The following is an 18705-nucleotide window of genomic DNA, read 5'->3' as shown; positions in this document are numbered from 1 at the left end:
GTGCCCGAGCCATGTGGCTCGGGCACCCCCCACGTTTTGCTTGAGACGTAGGCTCCAAATCTTCCCGCGAGCCCCGTACCTGCCGGTGACCACCGGCGAGCCGCCCCGGCACTCCACTGTATGAAGACCGCTCAGAAGGAAGCCCCGGAAGCGGACAGCCGCTGTGATGCGGACAAGAAGACAACCCCTCCGCAGCCCAAGGAGTCACAGCCCTCTTTCCCGGTAACTCTCGCGGGGGACACCGACGACAGGAGCGAACCCGTGAGACGACGCCGATTCTGCGCAGTCGGCGGTCTGGTCGCCGCCGCGCCCGCTACACAGATACCTTCACCCATCTGTGGAACCAGGCCCTCGACCCCGCACGCACCCGCAACCACCTCAAAGAACACATCCAGGAGCTCCACCTCGTGAACCTCCAGCACCCGCCCCTCCCTGCCCCGTCGACAATCACTTGAACGGTCTCCTCCTACAGCGGAGGCGGCGGCAACTGCGTCCAGGCAGCCCCCCATCCCAACACGACCGGCTACGTACTGCTCGGCGACTCCGAAAAGCCTCAGCAGGCCCCGCTGACCATCCGCCACAGCACCTGGCACGCCTTCCTCCGGACAACCGCCCAGCAGCCCTCGACTACCGCGTAGTCACTCCGGCCACAGACCGCCCCTCCCGCGCAAACTCGCCCGGGGTGGGAGGGGCCCAGGCGGATCGGACCGCGAGTTCACCCGATCGTATGTAACCCCGGCGTCCTCGCTTGAGAACAGGCCCAGCGCCACTACCGTGCCTTCCTGGACACGAGCCCGCCCGAGGGAGAACTCATGGGACTGAACGACCCCGGAGATCCGATCTGGAACGTCCCGCTCGCCGGAGGAACGGTAGCGATGCCCTCCACCCCGGACGGAATCCGCGCTCAGCTGCACGCGGACCCGCTCTCCGCGTTCGAGCACAAGCTCGCCCGCACCCCGGGTCAGCACCTGGCGTTCGTCGTCCTCGAAGCAGCCATCCCCGACGCCGTCCGGACCCAAGACCCGGACGGTGCGGCCCGGCTGATGAACGGAGATTTCACCGGCGTCACCGACGAGAGCGGCGAGCAGATCCACCTGCCCGGCATCGAGGGAGACGCACCCGTCTGGGTCATCCCCTACACGGGACAGGGAACCATCGAGATCCCCGCCACCATCGGCGGGGTCCGCACACGGCTCGACGGCACCCGGCGGGCCCAGTTCGACGCAGAGGTCGGCGCCACTCCCGCCCACCTGCTGCACTACACGATTCTCCAATGGGCAACCCCCGACGAAGTCACGGCCGAGACCGACGCCGTCGTCGCCCAGCTCCGGGACAATCCGCCACATGCTCATGACGACGAGGCGGTGGCCTGACTGGCCGCGTACCGGATCCAGTACGCCGGCCAAGCCGAGAAGGCCTACGCCGGAATGGACGACGCCTACAAGAGTCGGTTCGACGCAGCTATGCGCCAGACGGTGGCAAGCAACCCGTACGGACACGGCTCCAGCCCAGCCCGCCGCGGTCAGGAGGAGCACCGACGGCAAATCACCGCAGCGGGGTCGATCGTGCAGTACTACGTATCCGAAGCGGTAGCTGTCGTGACCGCAGTTCAGGTCGTGCGCGGCCTCTGGGGCTGACACAACCGCGCCATCAGCACGGTGGCCGAGACGTGCCACCACGACCGCCGTCACGACGGCAGATCCACCCGGTGCACGCCGACGAGAGCGCCGCAGCCGTGCTTCTAGTGTGCGGTGGTGTCCGGGCCACGGAGTCGACGCTGGCCCACAGCGCTTCCTCGAGTTCCCTTGGCTGCATCCGCGATCCCATCCACCTTCGACTGCTCAGGAGTGCACCGTATCCGCGCCACCCAGAGGGGCGGCGGGAACTGTTCCCCGCCTGGGCCGGAGCTGTGGAGGCATGGTGGGAAAGAGGAGGTCGCGGTGCCGGGCGGTGCCTGGAGCCGGGCGCGCAGTCGCGTCCGTTGATCGTCCGCGCGGAGTTCCGCAGCACGGCCCTGATCGCTTTCCTGTCTACGGTCGGCTCCTGTCCGGCCAGGGGGCCCTTGGCCCGGGACCGGCACCACAGGCCGGTCGATGATCCGGCCACGACATGACCGGAATCGGCCGCGATGAGGCAAAGCCGACCGTGACGCCGTGCCCTGATGTCTACCCTGCTCGTCATGACGATCGTCGAAGCGAAGAAGCCGCCGCGGGGGCCCGTGACGCCGAAGCCCGCCGGACGTCCGCCAGGGCCTGTCACGCCGGACAAGAACCCGCCGTTTCCCCCGACCCCGCCCGCGCCGCCCGTACCCGGGAACTGAGGTGACGTCCGGGCGCATCCGCTGGGCGCAGCTTCCCGAGGCGGTGAGGGGCGCAGTCGGGGAGCGCCTCGGTGCGTCGTTCACCGCCCGCGACACCGAGCACTCGGCTGCGGCCGGGATCGCTTCCCTGCTGGAGCTGGAATCGGGGGCGCTCGTCTTCGTCAAGGGGCAGCGTGAGCGTGTCCCCGCCCCCGGTGCCGTCCTTGAGGAGGACGACTCGTGGTGGGGGCCCGGCTGGTCGCCCGTGGACGAGCTGGATCTCGAAGAGGCGGTGAACCCGCACCTGCCCCCGAGCGCGCCAAGGGTCCTGTGGCGTCTGGACGGGAACGGCTGGCATCTCCTCGCTTTCGAGGGGGTTGCGGGCCGGGAGGCGGATTTCGTGCCGGGCTCGCCAGACCTGGCGCCGGTTTGTGCGGCGCTGGCCGAGCTGGCGCCGCTGCCCGCGCCGCCCGGAGTGCGGCTGCCCACTGCTTGGGACCGCTGGGGCTACTACTGCGCCGACGGCGACCGGGAGCTTCTTGCCGGTTCACGGCTGTTGCACACCGATCCGGCCTCGACCAACGTCCTTGTGGAGGACGGCGGACGGGCATGCCTGGTCGACTGGTCCTGGGCTACGGTCGGCCCGGCCTGGATCGACACGGCACTGTGGGGGATGCGGCTGGTTTCCACCGGCGGGCACTCCCCCGAGCAGGCGTGGCAGTGGGCGGCCCGGGTACCGGGCTGGACGGTGGCAGACCCGAAGGCTGTAGCCGTGCTCGCGCGGGCCGAGGCACGGCGCTGGCACGACCTCGCCGCCGAGCAAAAGGCCACGGCCGACTCGATTGCCCGGTCCGCCGACGAGTGGGCCGCCTTCATCACCACCCGCAACAGAATCTGACCGCCCGGCCTCAGGAGGCGGGATGTCTCCCCATGGCCACACGATCTACAGCTGCGGCGGCTGCGCCGCGTCCGCGACCGGATCGACAGGGAGTACGCGCAGCCGCTGAACGTGGAGGCGCTCGCCCGCGGTGTGAACATGTCCGCCGGGCACCTCAGCCGTCAGTTCAGGTCCGCCTACGGTGAGTCGCCGTACGCGTATCTGATGACGCGTCGCATCGAGCGCGCGACGGCGCTGCTGCGGCGGGGCGACCTCAGCGTCACCGAGGTCTGCTTCGCGGTCGACTGCGCGTCGCTGGGCACGTTCACCACCCGCTTCACCGAGCTCGTCGGAATATCGCCAGGGATCTTCCGGCGCCAGGCTGCGGATGCGGCGGCCGACCGTGCCGATGCTGCGGGTACGGCCCGCGATGGGGGTCGGCGATCAGGGTGGAGGGGATGCCGGCGTGCGTGGCGAAACAAGTCGCAAGACCGGTCAGGAATCGAGAAGTCACGGCCACCGAGCAGCCCCTAGCGTGATGGCCATGGCAATCACCGCTTCCACCGCATCCCTCGCATCCGTCACGCTTGAGGTGGCCGACCCCGAGGCCGCCCGCCGCTTCTCCAGCGCCTTCGGAGTGGACACGTACATACGCCTGCGGGCGTCCGAGGCGCACTCCACCGGATTCCGCGGCTTCACCCTGGCGCTCACGGTGTCCCAGCCGGCCACCGTCGACAGCTTCGTCGTCGCCGCCCTGGACGCCGGCGCCACGGTGCTGAAGCCCGCCACGAAGTCGCTGTGGGGCTACGGCGGCGTCGTCCAGGCCCCAGACGGGACGATCTGGAAGATCGCCACAGCGGCGAAGAAGGACACCGGCCCCGCCACTCGTGAGATCGACGAGATCGTGCTCCTGCTCGGCGTCGAGGACGTGAAGGCCAGCAAGCAGTTCTACGTCGGCCGGGGCCTGACCGTGGCCAGGAGCTTCGGCGGCAAGTACACCGAGTTCACCTCCGACGAGTCCGGCTCCATCAAGCTGGCGCTGTACAAGCGCCGTTCCCTTGCCAAGGACCTCGGCGTCCCCGCCGACGGCACCGGCTCGCACCGCCTCGTCCTCGGCAACACCGTCGACACCTTTACCGACCCGGACGGGTTCGCCTGGAGCGTGCGCTAGCGGGGCGCTCACCCCCACGCCGACCTGACTCCCGGCCCGCCTGACCCTGTACGAGAGGTGCCGTCCACGAAGTCGCCCGCCGAGGACTCCAGCACTCTGACCGCCGCGCCGACCCAACGGCAGCCCCCACCGCCACTGAGGGGACATACGAATGCTGTCGACCAGCGAACTCACAAACGCTGTCAGCGACGCAGGAGGCTACGCGAGTGCGGCATGGCCGGGGATCTTCGCGGTGATCTGTTTCGGGATTGCCTTCAACGTCCGTGACGCAGCATTCCGGATCCATCACATCGCCATGAAACACCTCCGCACCAGCGACCGCATCAAGAACAGCCCGCAGACCGGAGAGCGAGGTTAGCGCTACTTCTCCGTGGTGCAGCGCAAGGTCGTCTCACCCAACGACTTCGCCTACCTGACCCAGGTCGGGGGCCGGCTCCGAGCATTCGAAGACCGCTATAACGCCACGGCACAGCCGTTCCAGTGGAGGTTCACCACCTCCGACCTGGACGATCTGCTGGCCCGACTCGACCGGCACACACCCGCCGACCGACACCAAGATTCCTCCGTCGCCCTGGCAGCCTGATCAACCCCCCGAAGGACTTCCGGAAGGGACCACTTACTGATCTTTTCGTAAGTTCGGTGGGTGTGGTGGGTGGATGGTGAGGCCGGTGTGGGCGAGGAATGACCATGGCGGTTGTGGGTTGTGGTGGATGCGGTGGATGCCTTGTTCGGTGGCGTCTGCGACGTCGGCGAGGTGGTCGCCGACGAGGTTGGCGAGTTCGCGTTTCTTGAGTGAGGACCACAACAACTCGACCGGGTTCAGTTGGGGTGCGTAGGCAAGTGATCGTTCCAGGGTGAGCCAGTCCTGCTCGGCGACCTATCCCCGCATTGCCCGGCTCCAGTTGGCGGACAGGCCGTCCCGGACCAGGACCACTCGCTTACCGCGGTAGAACACCTTCATCTGCTCCAGGACTTCGATGAGCCCGACGGTGTCGTAGCTGCCGGGCTTGAGGTGGAAGCTCAGGCGGGCCCCTCGATCGGGGTCGGTGGCGTGGTAGCCCAGGGCCCCGGCCATCGACGCGTGCTTCCAGTTCAGCCGGTGCCGCAGCAGCGGGGTCCGACCTCGGGGTGCGTAGGTGCGGCGGATCTGAGGGAGCGGGGAGACGCCTGATTCGTCGAGGAAGACGATCCAGGCACGTGTGTTCACGGCCCCCTTTTGATGCGCGGCCACTCGTGTGCGATCCAGCGGGCGATCTCCGACTCGTCCCGCTCGGCCGCCCGACGCTCGGGCCGTTGCAAGCTCCATCCGAGCCGGCAGGTCAGCAACCGCCACACCGACGCCCTCGACAACACCACTCCCGTCACCCGCTCCACGACCGCGCCGACTCGCTCCAGGGTCCACAGATCGGCCTCGAAACCATGAGCCTGAGCACCTTGCTCCAACGCGCCCCGGACCGTCTCGACCTGGGCGTCGTCCAGCTTGGGCGGACGACCGGTGGCCGAACACCGGCGCAGGGCCGAAACACCACCCTCCTCCCACACCCGCCGCCACCGCCGCACACTCTCCACGCACACCCCCACCGCCCGCGCGATCTCCGCATTCGAGACACCGTCCTCGAACAACTCAACTGCCCGAACACGCCGCGCCTCCGCCAACTGCGGCCTCGACAAAGGAGGAAGCGAAGAACCGGGCGCAGAAGACGAAGGTCGATAAGCCACCCCGACAGCCTCCCGTCCAAACCGTCACCACACCCACCGAACTTACGAAAGGATCAGTAGAAGGGTCCCAATCGACATGGTGTGCCGGAACGTGGGCGGTCTCACCAGTGCTGCGGGATGCAACCACTCAGCTAGGGCTGTCTCAAGAGCAGGGCAGCCAGTCTCAGACCGGAACTGCGCGCGTCAGTAACCATATTGAGACGACGCGCTGCTCGCGGCACAGGGCGCGTTCCCCTCGAAAATCGGCGTCTAAAGGGGGGCCATTGATTCGGCCTATGGGCGGCCATAGGAATTTCCGTGTTGACCCTCGAAGGTAGTCGGCAGTTTGCTGTGCGCACATGCCTGACGAGTCGAGGTGGAGAAATTGATGACCAGTCCGATTTCGCGTGACCGTGCGCCCGCAGACCTGCTTTTCACTTTCGCTGTGATTGCGGATTCGCACGTCAATCCCGGTGACGACCACTCCTCTTCGCCGTGGGCGAGTAATCGCCTAGCCAATGAGCGGTCCCGGCGCGCGGTCGCGGAGCTCAACCGCCTGTCGCCGGATTTCGTCGTCCACCTTGGAGACCTCGTCCATCCCGTGCCCGCGCTGGAGACCTTCACGACGGCGGCGACCAGCTTCCAGGAGATCTACTCCGGGCTGGCATGTCCGCTCTACCTCGTGCCGGGCAACCACGATGTGGGGGACAAGCCGGGGGAGTGGCTTCCCGCGAAGAGTGTGACCGAGCCCTTCCTTGAGAAGTACCGGTCCATCTTCGGACGCGACTACTACTCCTTCGACCACGGAGGATGTCACTTCGTCGTCATCAACGCCCAGCTCCTGAACTCGGGTCTCGTTGCCGAGCAGCAGCAGAGGACCTGGCTTGAGGACGATCTGCAGCGCAGCAGGGAACAGCGCACCTTCGCGTTCACGCACTACCCGGCTTTCATCACGTCGCCCACGGAGATCGGGCACTACGACAACATCGATGAGCCGGCCCGGTCGTGGCTCCTGGACAGGTTCGCCGAGTTCCGGGTGGAGGGGGCGTTCGGCGGGCACGTCCACAACTTCTTCTACAACCGGCACCGCGACAGCGACCACTACGTCGCTCCGTCTGTGGCTTTCGTGCGGCACGACTACAGCGAATTCAGTCGGATCGCACCCGAGGAAGGGCACGAGTACGGACGGAACGACACCGCCAAGTTGGGGTTCTTCCTGGTCGAGGTCTATCCGGACCGGCACGTCACCCGGGTGGTCCGGGACTACCTCCGTCACGACGACGCGCAGGCGTCAGCGGGCGGGTCGGACGGGCGGTCACTGCTGGTCGCGGCCGAGCAGCCGTCCGCGGTGGGGGTCGACGCCCGTCAGCTCTGGACCGAGGAGACGCAGATCCCCTACTCGGGCGTGGTCGACGAATTCGCGCGCAAGACAGTTCGCAACGACTACCCCCTCATGGCGATGTGGGAGATGGGCATCAACCGGCTGCGGGTGCCGGTCCAGGATCTGCTCGACGACCGGATCCGGGGCCGGATGGAGGAGCTCGCGCACTCCGGCCACCAGTTCCAGGTGTTCACCTACGGCGTGCCCGGCAACGAGGCCGTAAGCCTCTTGACGGAGTGCCGATGGTTCGTGAGCTCGCTGGAGGTCATCCTCCCGCCCAGCCAGCTGACCACGCGCTTCACGGAGATCTCCCGGATCAGCCGTACGACGGGGCTCCCCGTGCACCTGTCGGCGGTGAGGACCTCTGCCAACGACGAACACGGAGGCGACGACTACGCACACCATGTCCGCCACGGCTTCACCCTCGACGACCAGGCGGTTTTGCAGGAGCTGATTGCCACGGCAGGCTTTGGCGACGCCGTGTCAGGGCTGGCGTTCACGGTAGCGAGGAGCGAGAGCCCCGTGCACTCCCTTGCTGCCATCGACGAGTTGGTGGCCGGCCTTGGGCTCCGTGCCACGGTGCTCGTCAAGCTCGCCGCCGACCACCCGGGCTCGTCCGAGCACGACGACCGCACAACTGCCAGCCGGGTCGCGGAGACGCTGGTCGCCGCGCATGAGCTCCACAGCCTCGAGATCAACCTCGACACCTTCGGCGACATGGACCGCGGCTACTTCCCGCGGAACGGATTGGTCGACCGCCGCTCCAACCTGCGCTCGGCGGGGTTGGTCGCCAAGCACCTCACGGCGGCACTGCCAAAGCGGACAGGTCGTGCGTCCTCCCTGGCCCAGCACCGGTCCGATGATTTGACCTGGATCGACTTCGGTGACGGCGTTGTCGTCATCCCCGAGAAGACGTGCTCGTGGGACGCGGTCCGGTCAGCCGTGGGCACCGCCGTCGAACCCGGGACACGAGTGGTGGACCTCGTTACGGGGAGCGCGGGAACGGTCGAGGGCGCGCAAGGCCTCTGCGGCGGCCCGGTACTCGTATTGAGAGTCAGCGCATGACCGCGCGGGATAAGGGCGGGCAGCAAGCCGTCGCCGAGCCGGAGCAGGTGGAAGGCGGGTTCCTCCAGCGGGTGGCCCTCCGCCTCGCCGCATGGATGGAGCGATGGTTCCCCGACGCCTTCGTGTTCGCACTGATCGCCGTCGTCGTCACGGGCCTCGGCGCGGCTGCTGTCGGGGCCCCGCCGAAGGCGATCGTCACCTCCTTCGGCAACGGGTTCTGGGACCTGATCGTCTTCACCATGCAGGTGTCGATCGTCGCCATCGGTGGCCACACGGTTGCGACGTCACCACCCGCCGCACGCGCGATCGACCGGCTCTGCAGAATCCCGCGCAACGGCCGCCAGGCCGTGGCGTTCGTCGCGGCGGTAGCCACACTGCTGTCGCTGCTGAACTGGGCCATCTCGCTGATCTTCAGCGCCCTTCTGGTCCGCGAACTGGCCCGCAGACGCCTGGACATGGACTACCGCGCCGCGGGCGCCGCATCTCTCCTCGGAGTCGGTGGCGTCTGGGCCCTCGGCCTGAGCTCGGCCCCCGCCCAGATGCAGGCCAACGCGTCAAGCATGCCACCGGCGCTGCTGCAGATCTCCGGCGTACTGCCGTTCAGCGAGACCATCTTCCTGCCCCAGTCCCTGCTCCTCGTCGGGGTCCTGACAGTCGTCACGGTCACGGTGGCCTACTTCTCCGCACCCCAAGGGACGAACGCCGTACGCGCGGCCGATCTCGGCGTTGATCTGACGGACCGGGAACAAGAGCCGGAGAAGCGGTCCCGCCCGGGGGATTGGTTGGAATGCTCCAGGCTGCTCTCGGCCGTGATCGTCTGTGCGGGCGCGGCGTATCTCGTGTTCAAGGTCATGGAGGCGGGATGGCTGGCGACGGTCTCGGACCTCAACACGTACAACTTCTTCTTCATCATGCTCGGGCTCGCGCTGCATGGGACGCCGCGCAAGTTCATCCGTGCGGCGATGAGCGCGATCCCCTCGGTCGGTGGTGTCATCATCCAGTTCCCGTTCTACGCGGGTGTGGCGGCGATCCTGACGCAGGCAGCCGCGCCCGACGGGACGACGCTGTCGACGACGATGGCTCACTGGTTCTCCGAAGTGGCCACGGGAAGCCTCTTCCCGCCGGCGGTCGCGATCTACTCCGTCGTCCTCGGAATCTTCCTGCCGTCCGGAGGCGGCAAATGGATCATCGAGTCTCCCTACGTCATGGGAGCGGCACAGGACGCAGAGGTGCACCTGGGGTGGACCGTGCAGGTCTACAACGCCGCCGAGGCGCTCCCGAACCTGATCAACCCGTTCTGGATGCTTCCGGTCCTCGGCGTCCTGGGCCTGCGTGCCCGCCACGTCATCGGCTTCACCTTCGTCCAGTTCCTGGTCCACTTCCCCATCGTCCTAGTCCTCGTGTGGCTTCTCGCGGGCACACTGGACTACGAGCCACCGGTCATTCCGTGACGAGTCAGCGCAACACAACAGAAACGAGGAAGCAATGACACGTGACGTCATGACGGTGCGAGGCCCCGTCGCCGCGGAGGAGCTCGGCTCGACGCTGATGCACGAGCACCTCCTCGTCAACACGATGCGCGAACACCGCGCAGCGGGTCTCCTCAACGACGGGATCCAGGCACTGGCCGAACTCGTCCGGTTCCGCTCGGAGGGCGGCCGAACAGTTGTGGACCTGACCAATCGGTCCCTGGGGCAACGGCCGGCCGACCTGCGGAGGCTGAGCGAGGAGTCCGGGGTGAACATCGTGCTCGGCACCGGGTTCTACCGGCAGGCGTACTTCGACCGCGACTGGATGGACCGGACCAGCACCCGCTCGATCGCCGAGCTGTTCGTCCGCGACCTGACCGTGGGGATCGATGACACGGAGGTCCGGGCGGGCATCATCGGCGAAATCGGCTGTGAGCAGTACATCTCCGCCCAGGAGGAACGCGTCTTCCGCGCCGCCGCGATCGCCCACCGCGAGACCGGAGCGACGATCAGCACACACGCCGCCCACTGGCCGGTCGGACTCGAGCAGCTCGATCTGCTGGAGTCGGCCGGCGTCGATCCCCAACGCGTGATCATCGGCCACTGCGACAGCGTCGGATCCCCTGACTGGACACGGCTCCAAGATGTGACGGACTACCACCGCGCGATCGCGCGACGCGGCGCCTACGTCGAGTTCGACCACATCCGCAAGGGCGTCGACCTCGACCGCCGCATCGAATACGTGCTCGCCATGGCCGAGGCGGGACTCATCGATCACGTGCTGCTCTCGCACGACCTCGCGTTCCGCCCCGACCTGTCATCGCACGGCGGCGCCGGGCTGACCGTCATCGCGACGACCATCGTCCCCCAGCTGCGAGCACGAGGGCTCTCAGCGAAGGAGATCGACCGTCTCCTCATCGACAATCCGCGGCGCGCGCTGACCGGGACAGACTGACCGACTACCGCGCCATCGAGAGCGCTGTACACGCCCGGGTGGCCCTGGCATTGAGCGTGCCGGCGGCCAACAGGTCCTCGCCTAGGTGTCCGCGTACGAGGTGATCCACAGACGCAGAAACCTGGCTCCTGTACACACTCGGTGGTCAGTACGGATTCACCATCATCGCGCACTTCGGGATCAGGAAGGTGTTCCGGCGGGCGCATAGGTGCCGCCCGACCCCGCGTAGCCGCTGTGAGAATCTCGCCGGCCCCGCATCAACTGTGCCCACCTCCTAGCTGAGTTGCCAGAGCACGCCTGCTCGGCGGTGGATGCGCAAATCCTTGGCGATGCGGGGCGGCCGGTGGCGGGCCTCACGGATCCCATTCAGGGAATTCACGGGGTACTGTCAGGTGCTGGTGATTCTCCTCCGCCAGGACGGTAACCCTGGGCATCAGGGGCTCCACAAACCTCAGTACAGCCCACCGGGGCCATGACGTGCTGCATAATGCTCAAATGGAACGGCGACAAATCGAATACTTCGTGGCGGTCGTTGATTCAGGAGGTTTCGGTCGGGCTGCCGCCGAATTGCACGTCACGCAACCGACTCTTTCTCAGGCGATGGCACAGCTCGAAAGGGAAGTGGGCGTGCAGTTGTTCAGGAGGACCTCGAAAGGTGTGGTGCTCACGCCGGCCGGCAAGGCTGCGATCGAGCCGGCACGGCGCGCACTGCGGGGGATGAGCGCAATCCGATCGGCCGTCATGGACGTGGTCGGGTTGACCGGTGGGACACTGGACATCGCCTCCCTCCCTACGCTGTCGCAATCTCCGGTGAGCCCGCTGGTCGCCGAGTTCCGGACGCGTCACCCGCAGGTCAAGGTGACGATCCAGGGCCCCTCGCAGCCGAGGATTCCCGAGATCGCCGAGATGGTGCGGCTCGGAGTGTGCGAGCTGGGGTTCACCGAGGGGCTCGATGACGCTCAGGGCCTGCTCACGCTCCCACTGGGGCATCAGGACTTCGTCGCTGTCCTCCCGCCCGAGACGCGGCTACAGGAGCCGGGGGTGGCCACGTGGGATGAGGTCCTTGCTTGCGGCCTCATCATTGGGCCGTGGTGGGAGTCATCTAGGCCGGCCGCTTACCTCGACCAGAGGTACGGCCGTCGCGAGTGGAGCAGGCATGTGGCGGTGCGAACTGATCACCGAGAGGCCTACATCCCTCTCCTCGTCGCGGGCGCGGGCGCAGCGTTCCTGCCGCGGTTCATGGGGGAGCTGGCCGGGGCGGCCGGTGCTCTGGTGGCCGACCTGACGCCGGAGATGAGACGGTCCGCCGTGCTCGTCCGCTCCGACGAGGCGCCCTCCCCCGCGGCACGGGAGTTCTGGAACATGGCCGCGAATCGGCCGGCCTAAGGGTTGTCCCGTGAGTGCAGGCCATGGGTGAGCGGGTCGTCTGCTCGACGGTGTCGGCGTACAAGTGGACGTGGCTCTGACACGAAAATAGGGTGCACCCTATTTTCGTGTCAGAGCCACTCACAGAAGTACGCCGACACCTCGGTCACCTCGATGTCCTCGGCACGTAGGTGGCGGGTCAGAGCGCCTCCGTAGGAGCCGGTGCACTCGACGCCGGCCCGCCGCAGGGCGCCGAATGACCGCGCCCAGTCGAGGAGTTGCCGGTAGCCATCGGCGGTCGCGGGAAAGCTACGAACGTCCAGGGCGGAGCCGAGCAGGGTGATGACGGCTGCGGCGTGGACGTCTTTGTGGGTATCCACGCCGAGCAGGATGTCCTCGGCGTCCGCCAGAACGTGACATGGGGCGGTGGACTGCGTGATGCTGGTCAAGGTCGCCTGTCTCCTGATCGCCTCGGGAACCGGTGGCCGTCGCCGGGCCGGGGGCGGTCAAGACTGTGACGGTGCCTGTCGCGAAGGCCCCTATCGGGACACGGCCCCTGCCCGGCGGCAGTGAGTACCGCCCCGAGCAGTGGCCGACAGATCAAACCCAAGGCACCAGGGCCAGTCGTATCGCGAGTCAGGCCACCGCCCGAAGCGGCACCCCAACATCCTCACTGTCGTATCTGGTGGCTACAGCCCGGTGGCGTTTGAGGCGATTGATCCCGCACTCCACCGCGTGGCGCTCCTTGTAGTCGGCCTCGTCGAACTTCGGCGGCCGACCGCCGCAGGAACCGTGTTTCTTGCGGTTGCGGACCTGGTCGGCTTTCTCCGGGAAGGTGCAGCGGATGCCGCGACAGCGCAGGTAGGCGCGGTTCGCGCGGGAGCCGTACGCCTTGTCGGCGCGGACCTTGTCCGGCCTGGTCCGCGGCCGGCCTCGACCGATGCGGGGCACCCGGATGCCCTCCAAGACCGGCTGGAACTGGGGGCTGTCATGCCGTTGACCAGCGGTGACGAGCAGTGACAGCGGCTTTTGCGCCTGCTCGACCGCCAGGTGCAGCTTGGTGGTCAGCCTGCCACGCGAGCGTCCGAGGCCGTGGTTGTCGGGCTCGGTGTCGACGCCGCCGGGAGGTTCCTTCTGCAGTGCCCCTTTTTACGCGCCCCGGCAGCATGCTGATGGGCCCGGGCGATCGTGGAATCCACGCTGACGCCCCATGTGATCAGGCCCTTCGCGTCGGCCTCGGCCTGCAGTTGCTCGAAGATCCGCTTCCAGGTGCCGTCGCGCTGCCAGCGCCGGAACAGGTCGTAAGCCCGGTCCCACGGCCCGTACTGTTCCGGCACTTCGCGCCACGGTGCACCGTCCTGGTCCGCCACCGTATGCCGTCTATCAACTGCCGCCGGGTCCACACCGGTGGACGGCCCGGCTTCTTGCCCAGCGGCAGCAACGGCTCAAGCCGGGCCCGGAGAAGGCGTTCCGGCTGCTTGACGAGGGTGGTGTCGGTGGCAAGGTCGTCGTCACCTTCTGAGAGCCTGAGAGTCGCACCCGGTCTCCCCGGATCTCTGGACCTTACGATGGCCCGTCCAGCCCACCGACAACGTAGGACCGCCTGACCGCCCACTGAGTCGGCGATCTGGCGGTTGCCCGTGACTCGTCCGAGGTAGCCCACCTCGGATACGAGGCCGGGCGGTGGTCTGGAACCAGGTCGGAAGAGCTGGTCCGCGAGCATCTCCACCATGCGATGCCGACCGGATATCCGGACATCTGCCACGGCGCCGAGAACATCAGCTCCCCGACCCCGCCGACCTCGCCGATACCGGGCGGCTCCGCCGACCTGCCGACCCCGTGTTCTCCGGATCCCCCGTAGCGGAGCGCGCGGATTCGGCTTCCGATCACGCGACGCCCCCGCAGCAACTCAGACGTCGGCTCCTTCACTCGGCCGAGGGTCGAGGGTCAGGTGTGAGACCGGGTGGGCTCTCCCCGGCATTTGCCCATCGGCCGCGCTACGCGGCCCTGCGCAGCCCAGGACCGACACGACGGAGTACAAGGGAGCAGTGGTGACCTCTTCGTGGTCGAGGACGAGGCGGTGACTCTCAGCCGAGGCGGGCCCGGCGCTTCCCCGCTCGGCGCGAAGGCACCACGGCGAATCCCAAGGCGCCGCAATCCCCCGAGCTCCCGTGGAAGGACCTGGGAACGAGCCATGGGTCCATTGCCCGCGGCACCGTTGCACGCTGGGGGAATCAATCCGCGGACAAGCAACGCCTGAGAGCGTCCCGCCCCGGCGCCGGCCCGCCTACCGGAAGGCGGGCAGTCCCGTCATGGACTGGCCGATGACGAGCTTGTGCATCTCCGGGGTGCCCTCGTACGTCAGTACCGACTCCAGGTTGGTCATGTGCCGGATCACCGGGTACTCCAGCGAGATCCCGTTGGCGCCCAGGACCGTGCGCGCGGTGCGGCAGATGTCCAGAGCCTTGTTCACATTGTTGAGCTTGCCGATGCTGACCTGCTCGGGCCGCAGCCCCGGACCGTCCTTGCGCCGGCCCAGGTGCAGGGCCAGCAGGGTGCCGCAGGTCAGCTCCACCGCCATGTGGGCCAGCTTCTCCTGGGTGAGCTGGAAGCCCGCGATCGGCTTGCCGAACTGCGAGCGCTGCCCGGCGTACTCCAGGGCCGCCTTCAGCGAGCTGCGCGCGGCTCCCATCGCGCCCCAGACGATGCCGTAGCGCGCCTCGTTCAGACAGGACAGCGGGCCACGCAGCCCGCGCACCTCAGGCAGCACCGCGTCGCCGGGCAACCGGACCCCGTCCAGGACGAGTTCACTGGTGACCGACGCGCGCAGCGACAGCTTGTGTTTGATCAGCGGGGCGGAGAACCCGGGGGTGTCCGTCGATACCACGAAGCCGCGCACGCCTTCCTCGGCCTGGGCCCACACCACGGCGACATCGGCGACAGAGCCGTTGGTGATCCACATCTTGCGGCCGTCGAGGACCCAGTCGCCGCCGTCGCGGCGGGCCCGGGTCCGCATGCCGGCCGGGTCGGAGCCGTGGTCGGGCTCGGTCAGACCGAAGCAGCCGATGGCCTCACCGGCCGCCATGGGCGGCAGCCACCGCTGCTTCTGCTCCTCGCTGCCGTGTTGCCGGATCGCGAACATCGCCAGTGAGCCCTGGACGCTGACCAGGGAGCGGATGCCGGAGTCGCTGGCCTCCAGCTCCAGGCAGGCGAGGCCGTAGTCGACGGCGCTCATACCCGCACAGCCGTACCCCTCCAGGTGCATGCCGAGCAGGCCGAGCCCGCCGAGTTCCCTGGCGAGTTCACGGATGGCGGGCAGTTCGCCGCTTTCGAACCATTCGGCGACGTACGGGTCCACGGCGGAGTCGCAGACCTGCCGGACGGCCGCCCGGACCGCCTTCTCCTCGGGGCTGAGCATGTCGTCGATGCCCGCCAGGTCGAGCGGGTCGGTCCTGACGCGGGCGGCGCCGGACTGGCTGTCGGATGTGCTGGACATGGGTCTGTCCTGCCTTTCGGATACGGAGCCGACCTGCCGGTCGTGTGGGAACAAGGGTGTACGGCGGACCCGGAGGTCCGTGGCTGCGGGTACGGCCGGGTCAGTCGGCGGGCGGAAGGGGCCCGCTCCCCGGCCGGGCGAGCCAGGCACGGACCGCCTCCCCGTGCTCGTCCAGCCGGGGCGGCGGCGAAGCCCCCCGGACCAGACCGGTGGAGTACGTGACCGGATGCCGGGGTGCGGGCGTTCCGCCGCCAGCCGGGGCCACGGTCGGGGACAGCCCCAGCTCCTCGGCGAGCGCGAACCCGTCGGCGATCGTGCCGACCTTCCCGGCTGGTACGCCCGCCTCCGTGAGCCGCGCCTGCCAGTCGGCGCCGTCGCCGAGTGCGAGGCGTTCCTCTAGGGCCGCCACCAGCTCCTCACGGTGGCCGACCCGGTCGGCGTTGGCGGCGAAGCGCTCATCCTCCGCCAGCTCCGCCGCGCCGATCGCCGTGGCCAGCCGGGCGAACTGGACGTCGTTGCCGCAGGCGACCGCCAGCAGCCCGTCGCGGCAGCGCAGTGTCTCGTAGGGGGCGATGGAAGGATGTCGATTGCCCATCCGCCCCGGCGGGACGCCGGTCTCCAGACAGCTCTGGGCCTGGTTCACCAGAGAGCCCAGCAGACTGGAGAGCAGATTGACCTCCACCCGGCAGCCGCGTCCGGTCCGGGCCCGGTCCGCCAGCGCGGCTAGCACGCCGATCGCGGCGTCCTTGCCGGTGAGCACGTCGACCAGGGCGACGCCGGCCTTCGTCGGCCCGCCGTCCGTCTCGCCCGTGATGCTCATCAGACCGCCGACGGCCTGGACGACGAAGTCGTAGCCCAGCAGTCCGGCGCCCGCACCGCTGCCGAAACCGCTGATCGAGCAGTACACGACCCCGGGGTTGACGGCTGCCACCCGCTCGTAGCCCAGGCCGAGCCGGTCGAGCGCGCCCGTGCGGAAGTTCTCCACCACCACGTCGGCGCGGTGGGCCAACTCCTGCGCCAGGACGCGGTCCGCGTCGTCCGCCAGATCCAGGGTGACGCCCAGTTTGGAGCGGTTGACGCTCTCGAAGTACGTCGTGGACGTCGCCGACCACGGCGGCCCCCACGAACGGGTGTCGTCGCCGGAACCGGGCCGCTCCACCTTGACGACCGTCGCGCCCAGGTCCGCCAGAGTCATAGTGCACAGCGGCCCGGCCAGCACCCGGCTGAAGTCCGCGACCAATACGCCGTCCAGCGGCCCGCTCATGCCCGACCGCCCGTCACCAGGGCCCCCGCTTCCACCGGCACCCCGTCCAGCCACCGGACCACACTCCAGGGGTTGCCGTCGCGCAGCACCTCGGGCAGCGCCGCCTGCGGCGCGTCCTGATAGACGACCGGACGCGTGAACCGGTCCAGGGCGCCCGCCCCCACACTGGTGGCGTCCGGCCTGCTGGTCGCGGGCCAGGGGCCACCGTGCTGCTGTGCCCAGGAGGCCGCGACCCCGGTCGGCCAGCCGTCGACGACCACGCGCCCGGACCGACGTGCCAGATGCTCGACGAGCCACGGCAGGTCGGGGTCGGCCGGTCCGGCGGAGATCACCGAGGAGGCCAGGGACGGCTGGAGCGCGTCCAGTGCCTCCCGCAAGCCCGCCGTGCCCTCGTACTCCACGACCAGCGCCACCGGTCCGAAGCACTCCGCCAGCAGCCGGGAGCCGGGCCGCAGCGCCCGCGCGGGCGCCGTCAGAACCGTCGGCGCGACGGCGAACCCCTCCGCGAGCGGTGGCACGGAGGCGACCTGCTCGGCCCCCGCCGCGACCAGATCGGCCACACCCTGCCGGCAGGCCGCCGCGATGTCCTCGGTCAGCAGCAGGCCGGGCCGTACACCCTTCAGCGCGGCGGCGACCGCGGCCGCGGCGCCCGCGCCCGCGGGGGCCAGCAGCAGACCGGGCTTCGTACAGAACTGGCCCTGCCCGAGAGTGAAGGACCCGGTGAAGCCCTGCGCCGCAGCGGTCAGCCTGGCCGGGTCCGCGGCGGCGGCCGGAGTGAGAGCCGCCGGGTTGACGGTTCCCATCTCGGCGAAGACGGGCACGGGCACCGGGCGGCGGGTCGCGCGTTCGACCAGCGCCATGCCGCCGCTCTGCGACCCGGTGAACGCCACGGCCGTCACCTCGGGCGCATCCACCAGAGCGAGACCCGCGTCGAAGCCGGTGACCAGGGCGAACGCCCCGTCCGGCGCTCCGGCACCGCGCAGCGCGGCCGAGACCAGGCCGCCGAGCCGCGCGCTCAGCCGGGGATGCGCGGGGTGCGCCTTGGCCAGTACGGGGCAGCCGGCGGCGAGCCCGGACGCGGTGTCGTGCCCGGCGACCCCGAACGCGAACGGGAAGTTGCTCGCGCCGAAGACCGCGACCGGGCCCAACGGCCGGTTGAGTCTCCGCAGCTCCACCGCGCCGGTCGTCCACGGCCCGTCGATCCGTACGCCGAGCCACCCGCCCTCGACGGCGACCGACCCGTAGAAGCGCAGTTGCGCCGCCGCGCGGCCCACCTCGCCCCCCAGCCGGTCCGGGCCCAGCGCGGTCTCGGCGTCGGCGAGCGCGGTCAGCTCATCGGTGTGCTCCGCCAGCGCGTCCGCGACCGCCGCGAGCCAGGCCGCCCGCACGGCGGGAGCGGTGGCGGCGACCTCTGCCGCGTCCCGCGCGGCGGCGGCGAGGAGGGCGGACAGCTGCGTCGGCGTGGTCACCGGCGGTCCGGCGGTCGCGGCGCCGGTGCGCGGATCACGGCTCACCCCGGCACCCGGCTCGGCGTCGCGCTGCACCTCGGCAGGGGGGACAGCAGGGGACATCCGAAACGTCCTTCCGTAGCGCGGGGGTTGCTGATGGTCCCGAAACTACGCGCGGCGGGGCCTGGAAATCCTTGGATGTTCCGCACAATAATGA

16 protein-coding genes and 4 pseudogenes are annotated in these 18705 nt (G+C 68.9%); 13 read left to right on the top strand and 7 right to left on the bottom strand.

The window, feature by feature from the left end:
• Positions 1 to 473: 473 nt before the first annotated feature.
• The 8 genes and pseudogenes from NBG84_RS35990 to NBG84_RS35955 all read left to right on the top strand — a co-directional run.
• Positions 474 to 638, top strand: a pseudogene (locus NBG84_RS35990) (DUF397 domain-containing protein); the annotation flags it as partial.
• Positions 639 to 812: 174 nt separating this feature from the next.
• A complete protein-coding gene (locus NBG84_RS35985) occupies positions 813 to 1373 on the top strand; it encodes a hypothetical protein (protein ID WP_250923903.1) in 561 nt (186 codons plus the stop codon).
• Positions 1374 to 1427: 54 nt separating this feature from the next.
• Positions 1428 to 1637 carry a hypothetical protein gene (locus NBG84_RS35980; RefSeq protein WP_250923902.1) on the top strand — a complete coding sequence of 70 codons (210 nt, stop codon included), beginning with the start codon at positions 1428 to 1430 and terminating at the stop codon, positions 1635 to 1637.
• Positions 1638 to 2321: 684 nt separating this feature from the next.
• Complete coding sequence (locus NBG84_RS35975; protein WP_250923901.1) at positions 2322 to 3197, top strand: aminoglycoside phosphotransferase; 876 nt, start codon at positions 2322 to 2324, stop codon at positions 3195 to 3197.
• A 51-nt stretch (positions 3198 to 3248) separates the two neighbouring features.
• Positions 3249 to 3715 (top strand): annotated as a pseudogene (locus tag NBG84_RS35970) (helix-turn-helix transcriptional regulator).
• Between the two features lie 5 nt (positions 3716 to 3720).
• Positions 3721 to 4347 (top strand): glyoxalase, encoded by a 627-nt coding sequence (locus NBG84_RS35965; RefSeq protein ID WP_250923900.1) that lies wholly within the window; start codon positions 3721 to 3723, stop codon positions 4345 to 4347.
• Between the two features lie 151 nt (positions 4348 to 4498).
• On the top strand, positions 4499 to 4705 hold the full coding sequence (locus NBG84_RS35960; RefSeq protein ID WP_250923899.1) for a hypothetical protein: 207 nt from the start codon (positions 4499 to 4501) through the stop codon (positions 4703 to 4705).
• A gap of 15 nt (positions 4706 to 4720) precedes the next feature.
• A complete protein-coding gene (locus NBG84_RS35955; RefSeq protein ID WP_250923898.1) occupies positions 4721 to 4930 on the top strand; it encodes a hypothetical protein in 210 nt (69 codons plus the stop codon).
• Between the two features lie 294 nt (positions 4931 to 5224).
• Here NBG84_RS35955 and NBG84_RS35950 read toward each other — a convergent pair whose 3' ends face one another.
• Positions 5225 to 5554 (bottom strand): transposase, encoded by a 330-nt coding sequence (locus NBG84_RS35950; protein ID WP_250923897.1) that lies wholly within the window; start codon positions 5552 to 5554, stop codon positions 5225 to 5227.
• Complete coding sequence (locus NBG84_RS35945; protein WP_250923896.1) at positions 5551 to 6018, bottom strand: winged helix-turn-helix domain-containing protein; 468 nt, start codon at positions 6016 to 6018, stop codon at positions 5551 to 5553. Before NBG84_RS35945 ends, NBG84_RS35950 begins: the two co-directional genes overlap by 4 nt.
• A gap of 415 nt (positions 6019 to 6433) precedes the next feature.
• Here NBG84_RS35945 and NBG84_RS35940 point away from each other — a divergent pair, with 415 nt between their 5' ends.
• From NBG84_RS35940 to NBG84_RS35925, 5 genes and pseudogenes are all read left to right on the top strand, one after another.
• A complete protein-coding gene (locus NBG84_RS35940) occupies positions 6434 to 8491 on the top strand; it encodes a metallophosphoesterase (protein ID WP_250923895.1) in 2058 nt (685 codons plus the stop codon).
• Positions 8488 to 9942, top strand: coding sequence for a short-chain fatty acid transporter (locus NBG84_RS35935; RefSeq protein WP_250923894.1), 1455 nt, complete (start codon positions 8488 to 8490; stop codon positions 9940 to 9942). Before NBG84_RS35940 ends, NBG84_RS35935 begins: the two co-directional genes overlap by 4 nt.
• Positions 9943 to 9976: 34 nt before the next feature.
• Entirely contained in the window at positions 9977 to 10915 is a 939-nt protein-coding gene (locus NBG84_RS35930; RefSeq protein ID WP_250923893.1) for a phosphotriesterase family protein, read from the top strand.
• A gap of 495 nt (positions 10916 to 11410) precedes the next feature.
• Positions 11411 to 11584: pseudogene (locus NBG84_RS41695) on the top strand (LysR family transcriptional regulator); the annotation flags it as partial.
• A gap of 48 nt (positions 11585 to 11632) precedes the next feature.
• Positions 11633 to 12301, top strand: a complete 669-nt coding sequence (locus tag NBG84_RS35925; RefSeq protein WP_250923892.1) for a LysR family transcriptional regulator substrate-binding protein — start codon at positions 11633 to 11635, stop codon at positions 12299 to 12301.
• A gap of 110 nt (positions 12302 to 12411) precedes the next feature.
• Here NBG84_RS35925 and NBG84_RS35920 read toward each other — a convergent pair whose 3' ends face one another.
• The 5 genes and pseudogenes from NBG84_RS35920 to NBG84_RS35895 all read right to left on the bottom strand — a co-directional run bounded on the left by NBG84_RS35920 (position 12412) and on the right by NBG84_RS35895 (position 18611).
• The gene (locus NBG84_RS35920) at positions 12412 to 12729 is read right to left on the bottom strand and encodes an IS110 family transposase (RefSeq protein ID WP_250923891.1); all 318 of its coding nucleotides are present in this window, start codon (positions 12727 to 12729) and stop codon (positions 12412 to 12414) included.
• Between the two features lie 187 nt (positions 12730 to 12916).
• A pseudogene (locus NBG84_RS41690) lies at positions 12917 to 13721 on the bottom strand (IS5 family transposase).
• Positions 13722 to 14567: 846 nt separating this feature from the next.
• Positions 14568 to 15776: an acyl-CoA dehydrogenase family protein gene (locus NBG84_RS35905; protein ID WP_250923889.1), complete on the bottom strand. Its 1209-nt coding sequence runs from the start codon at positions 15774 to 15776 to the stop codon at positions 14568 to 14570.
• 100 nt (positions 15777 to 15876) lie between these two features.
• Positions 15877 to 17040, bottom strand: a complete 1164-nt coding sequence (locus tag NBG84_RS35900) for a CaiB/BaiF CoA transferase family protein (RefSeq protein WP_250923888.1) — start codon at positions 17038 to 17040, stop codon at positions 15877 to 15879.
• Positions 17037 to 18611 (bottom strand): aldehyde dehydrogenase family protein, encoded by a 1575-nt coding sequence (locus NBG84_RS35895; RefSeq protein ID WP_250923887.1) that lies wholly within the window; start codon positions 18609 to 18611, stop codon positions 17037 to 17039. Before NBG84_RS35895 ends, NBG84_RS35900 begins: the two co-directional genes overlap by 4 nt.
• Positions 18612 to 18705: the final 94 nt, after the last annotated feature.

Source organism: Streptomyces albipurpureus (genome assembly GCF_023701525.1).
In the GTDB taxonomy this organism is placed as follows: Bacteria; Actinomycetota; Actinomycetes; order Streptomycetales; family Streptomycetaceae; genus Streptomyces; species Streptomyces albipurpureus.
Note: the sequence above shows the minus strand (reverse complement) of the source record. Positions and strands in the feature narration are given on the sequence as shown.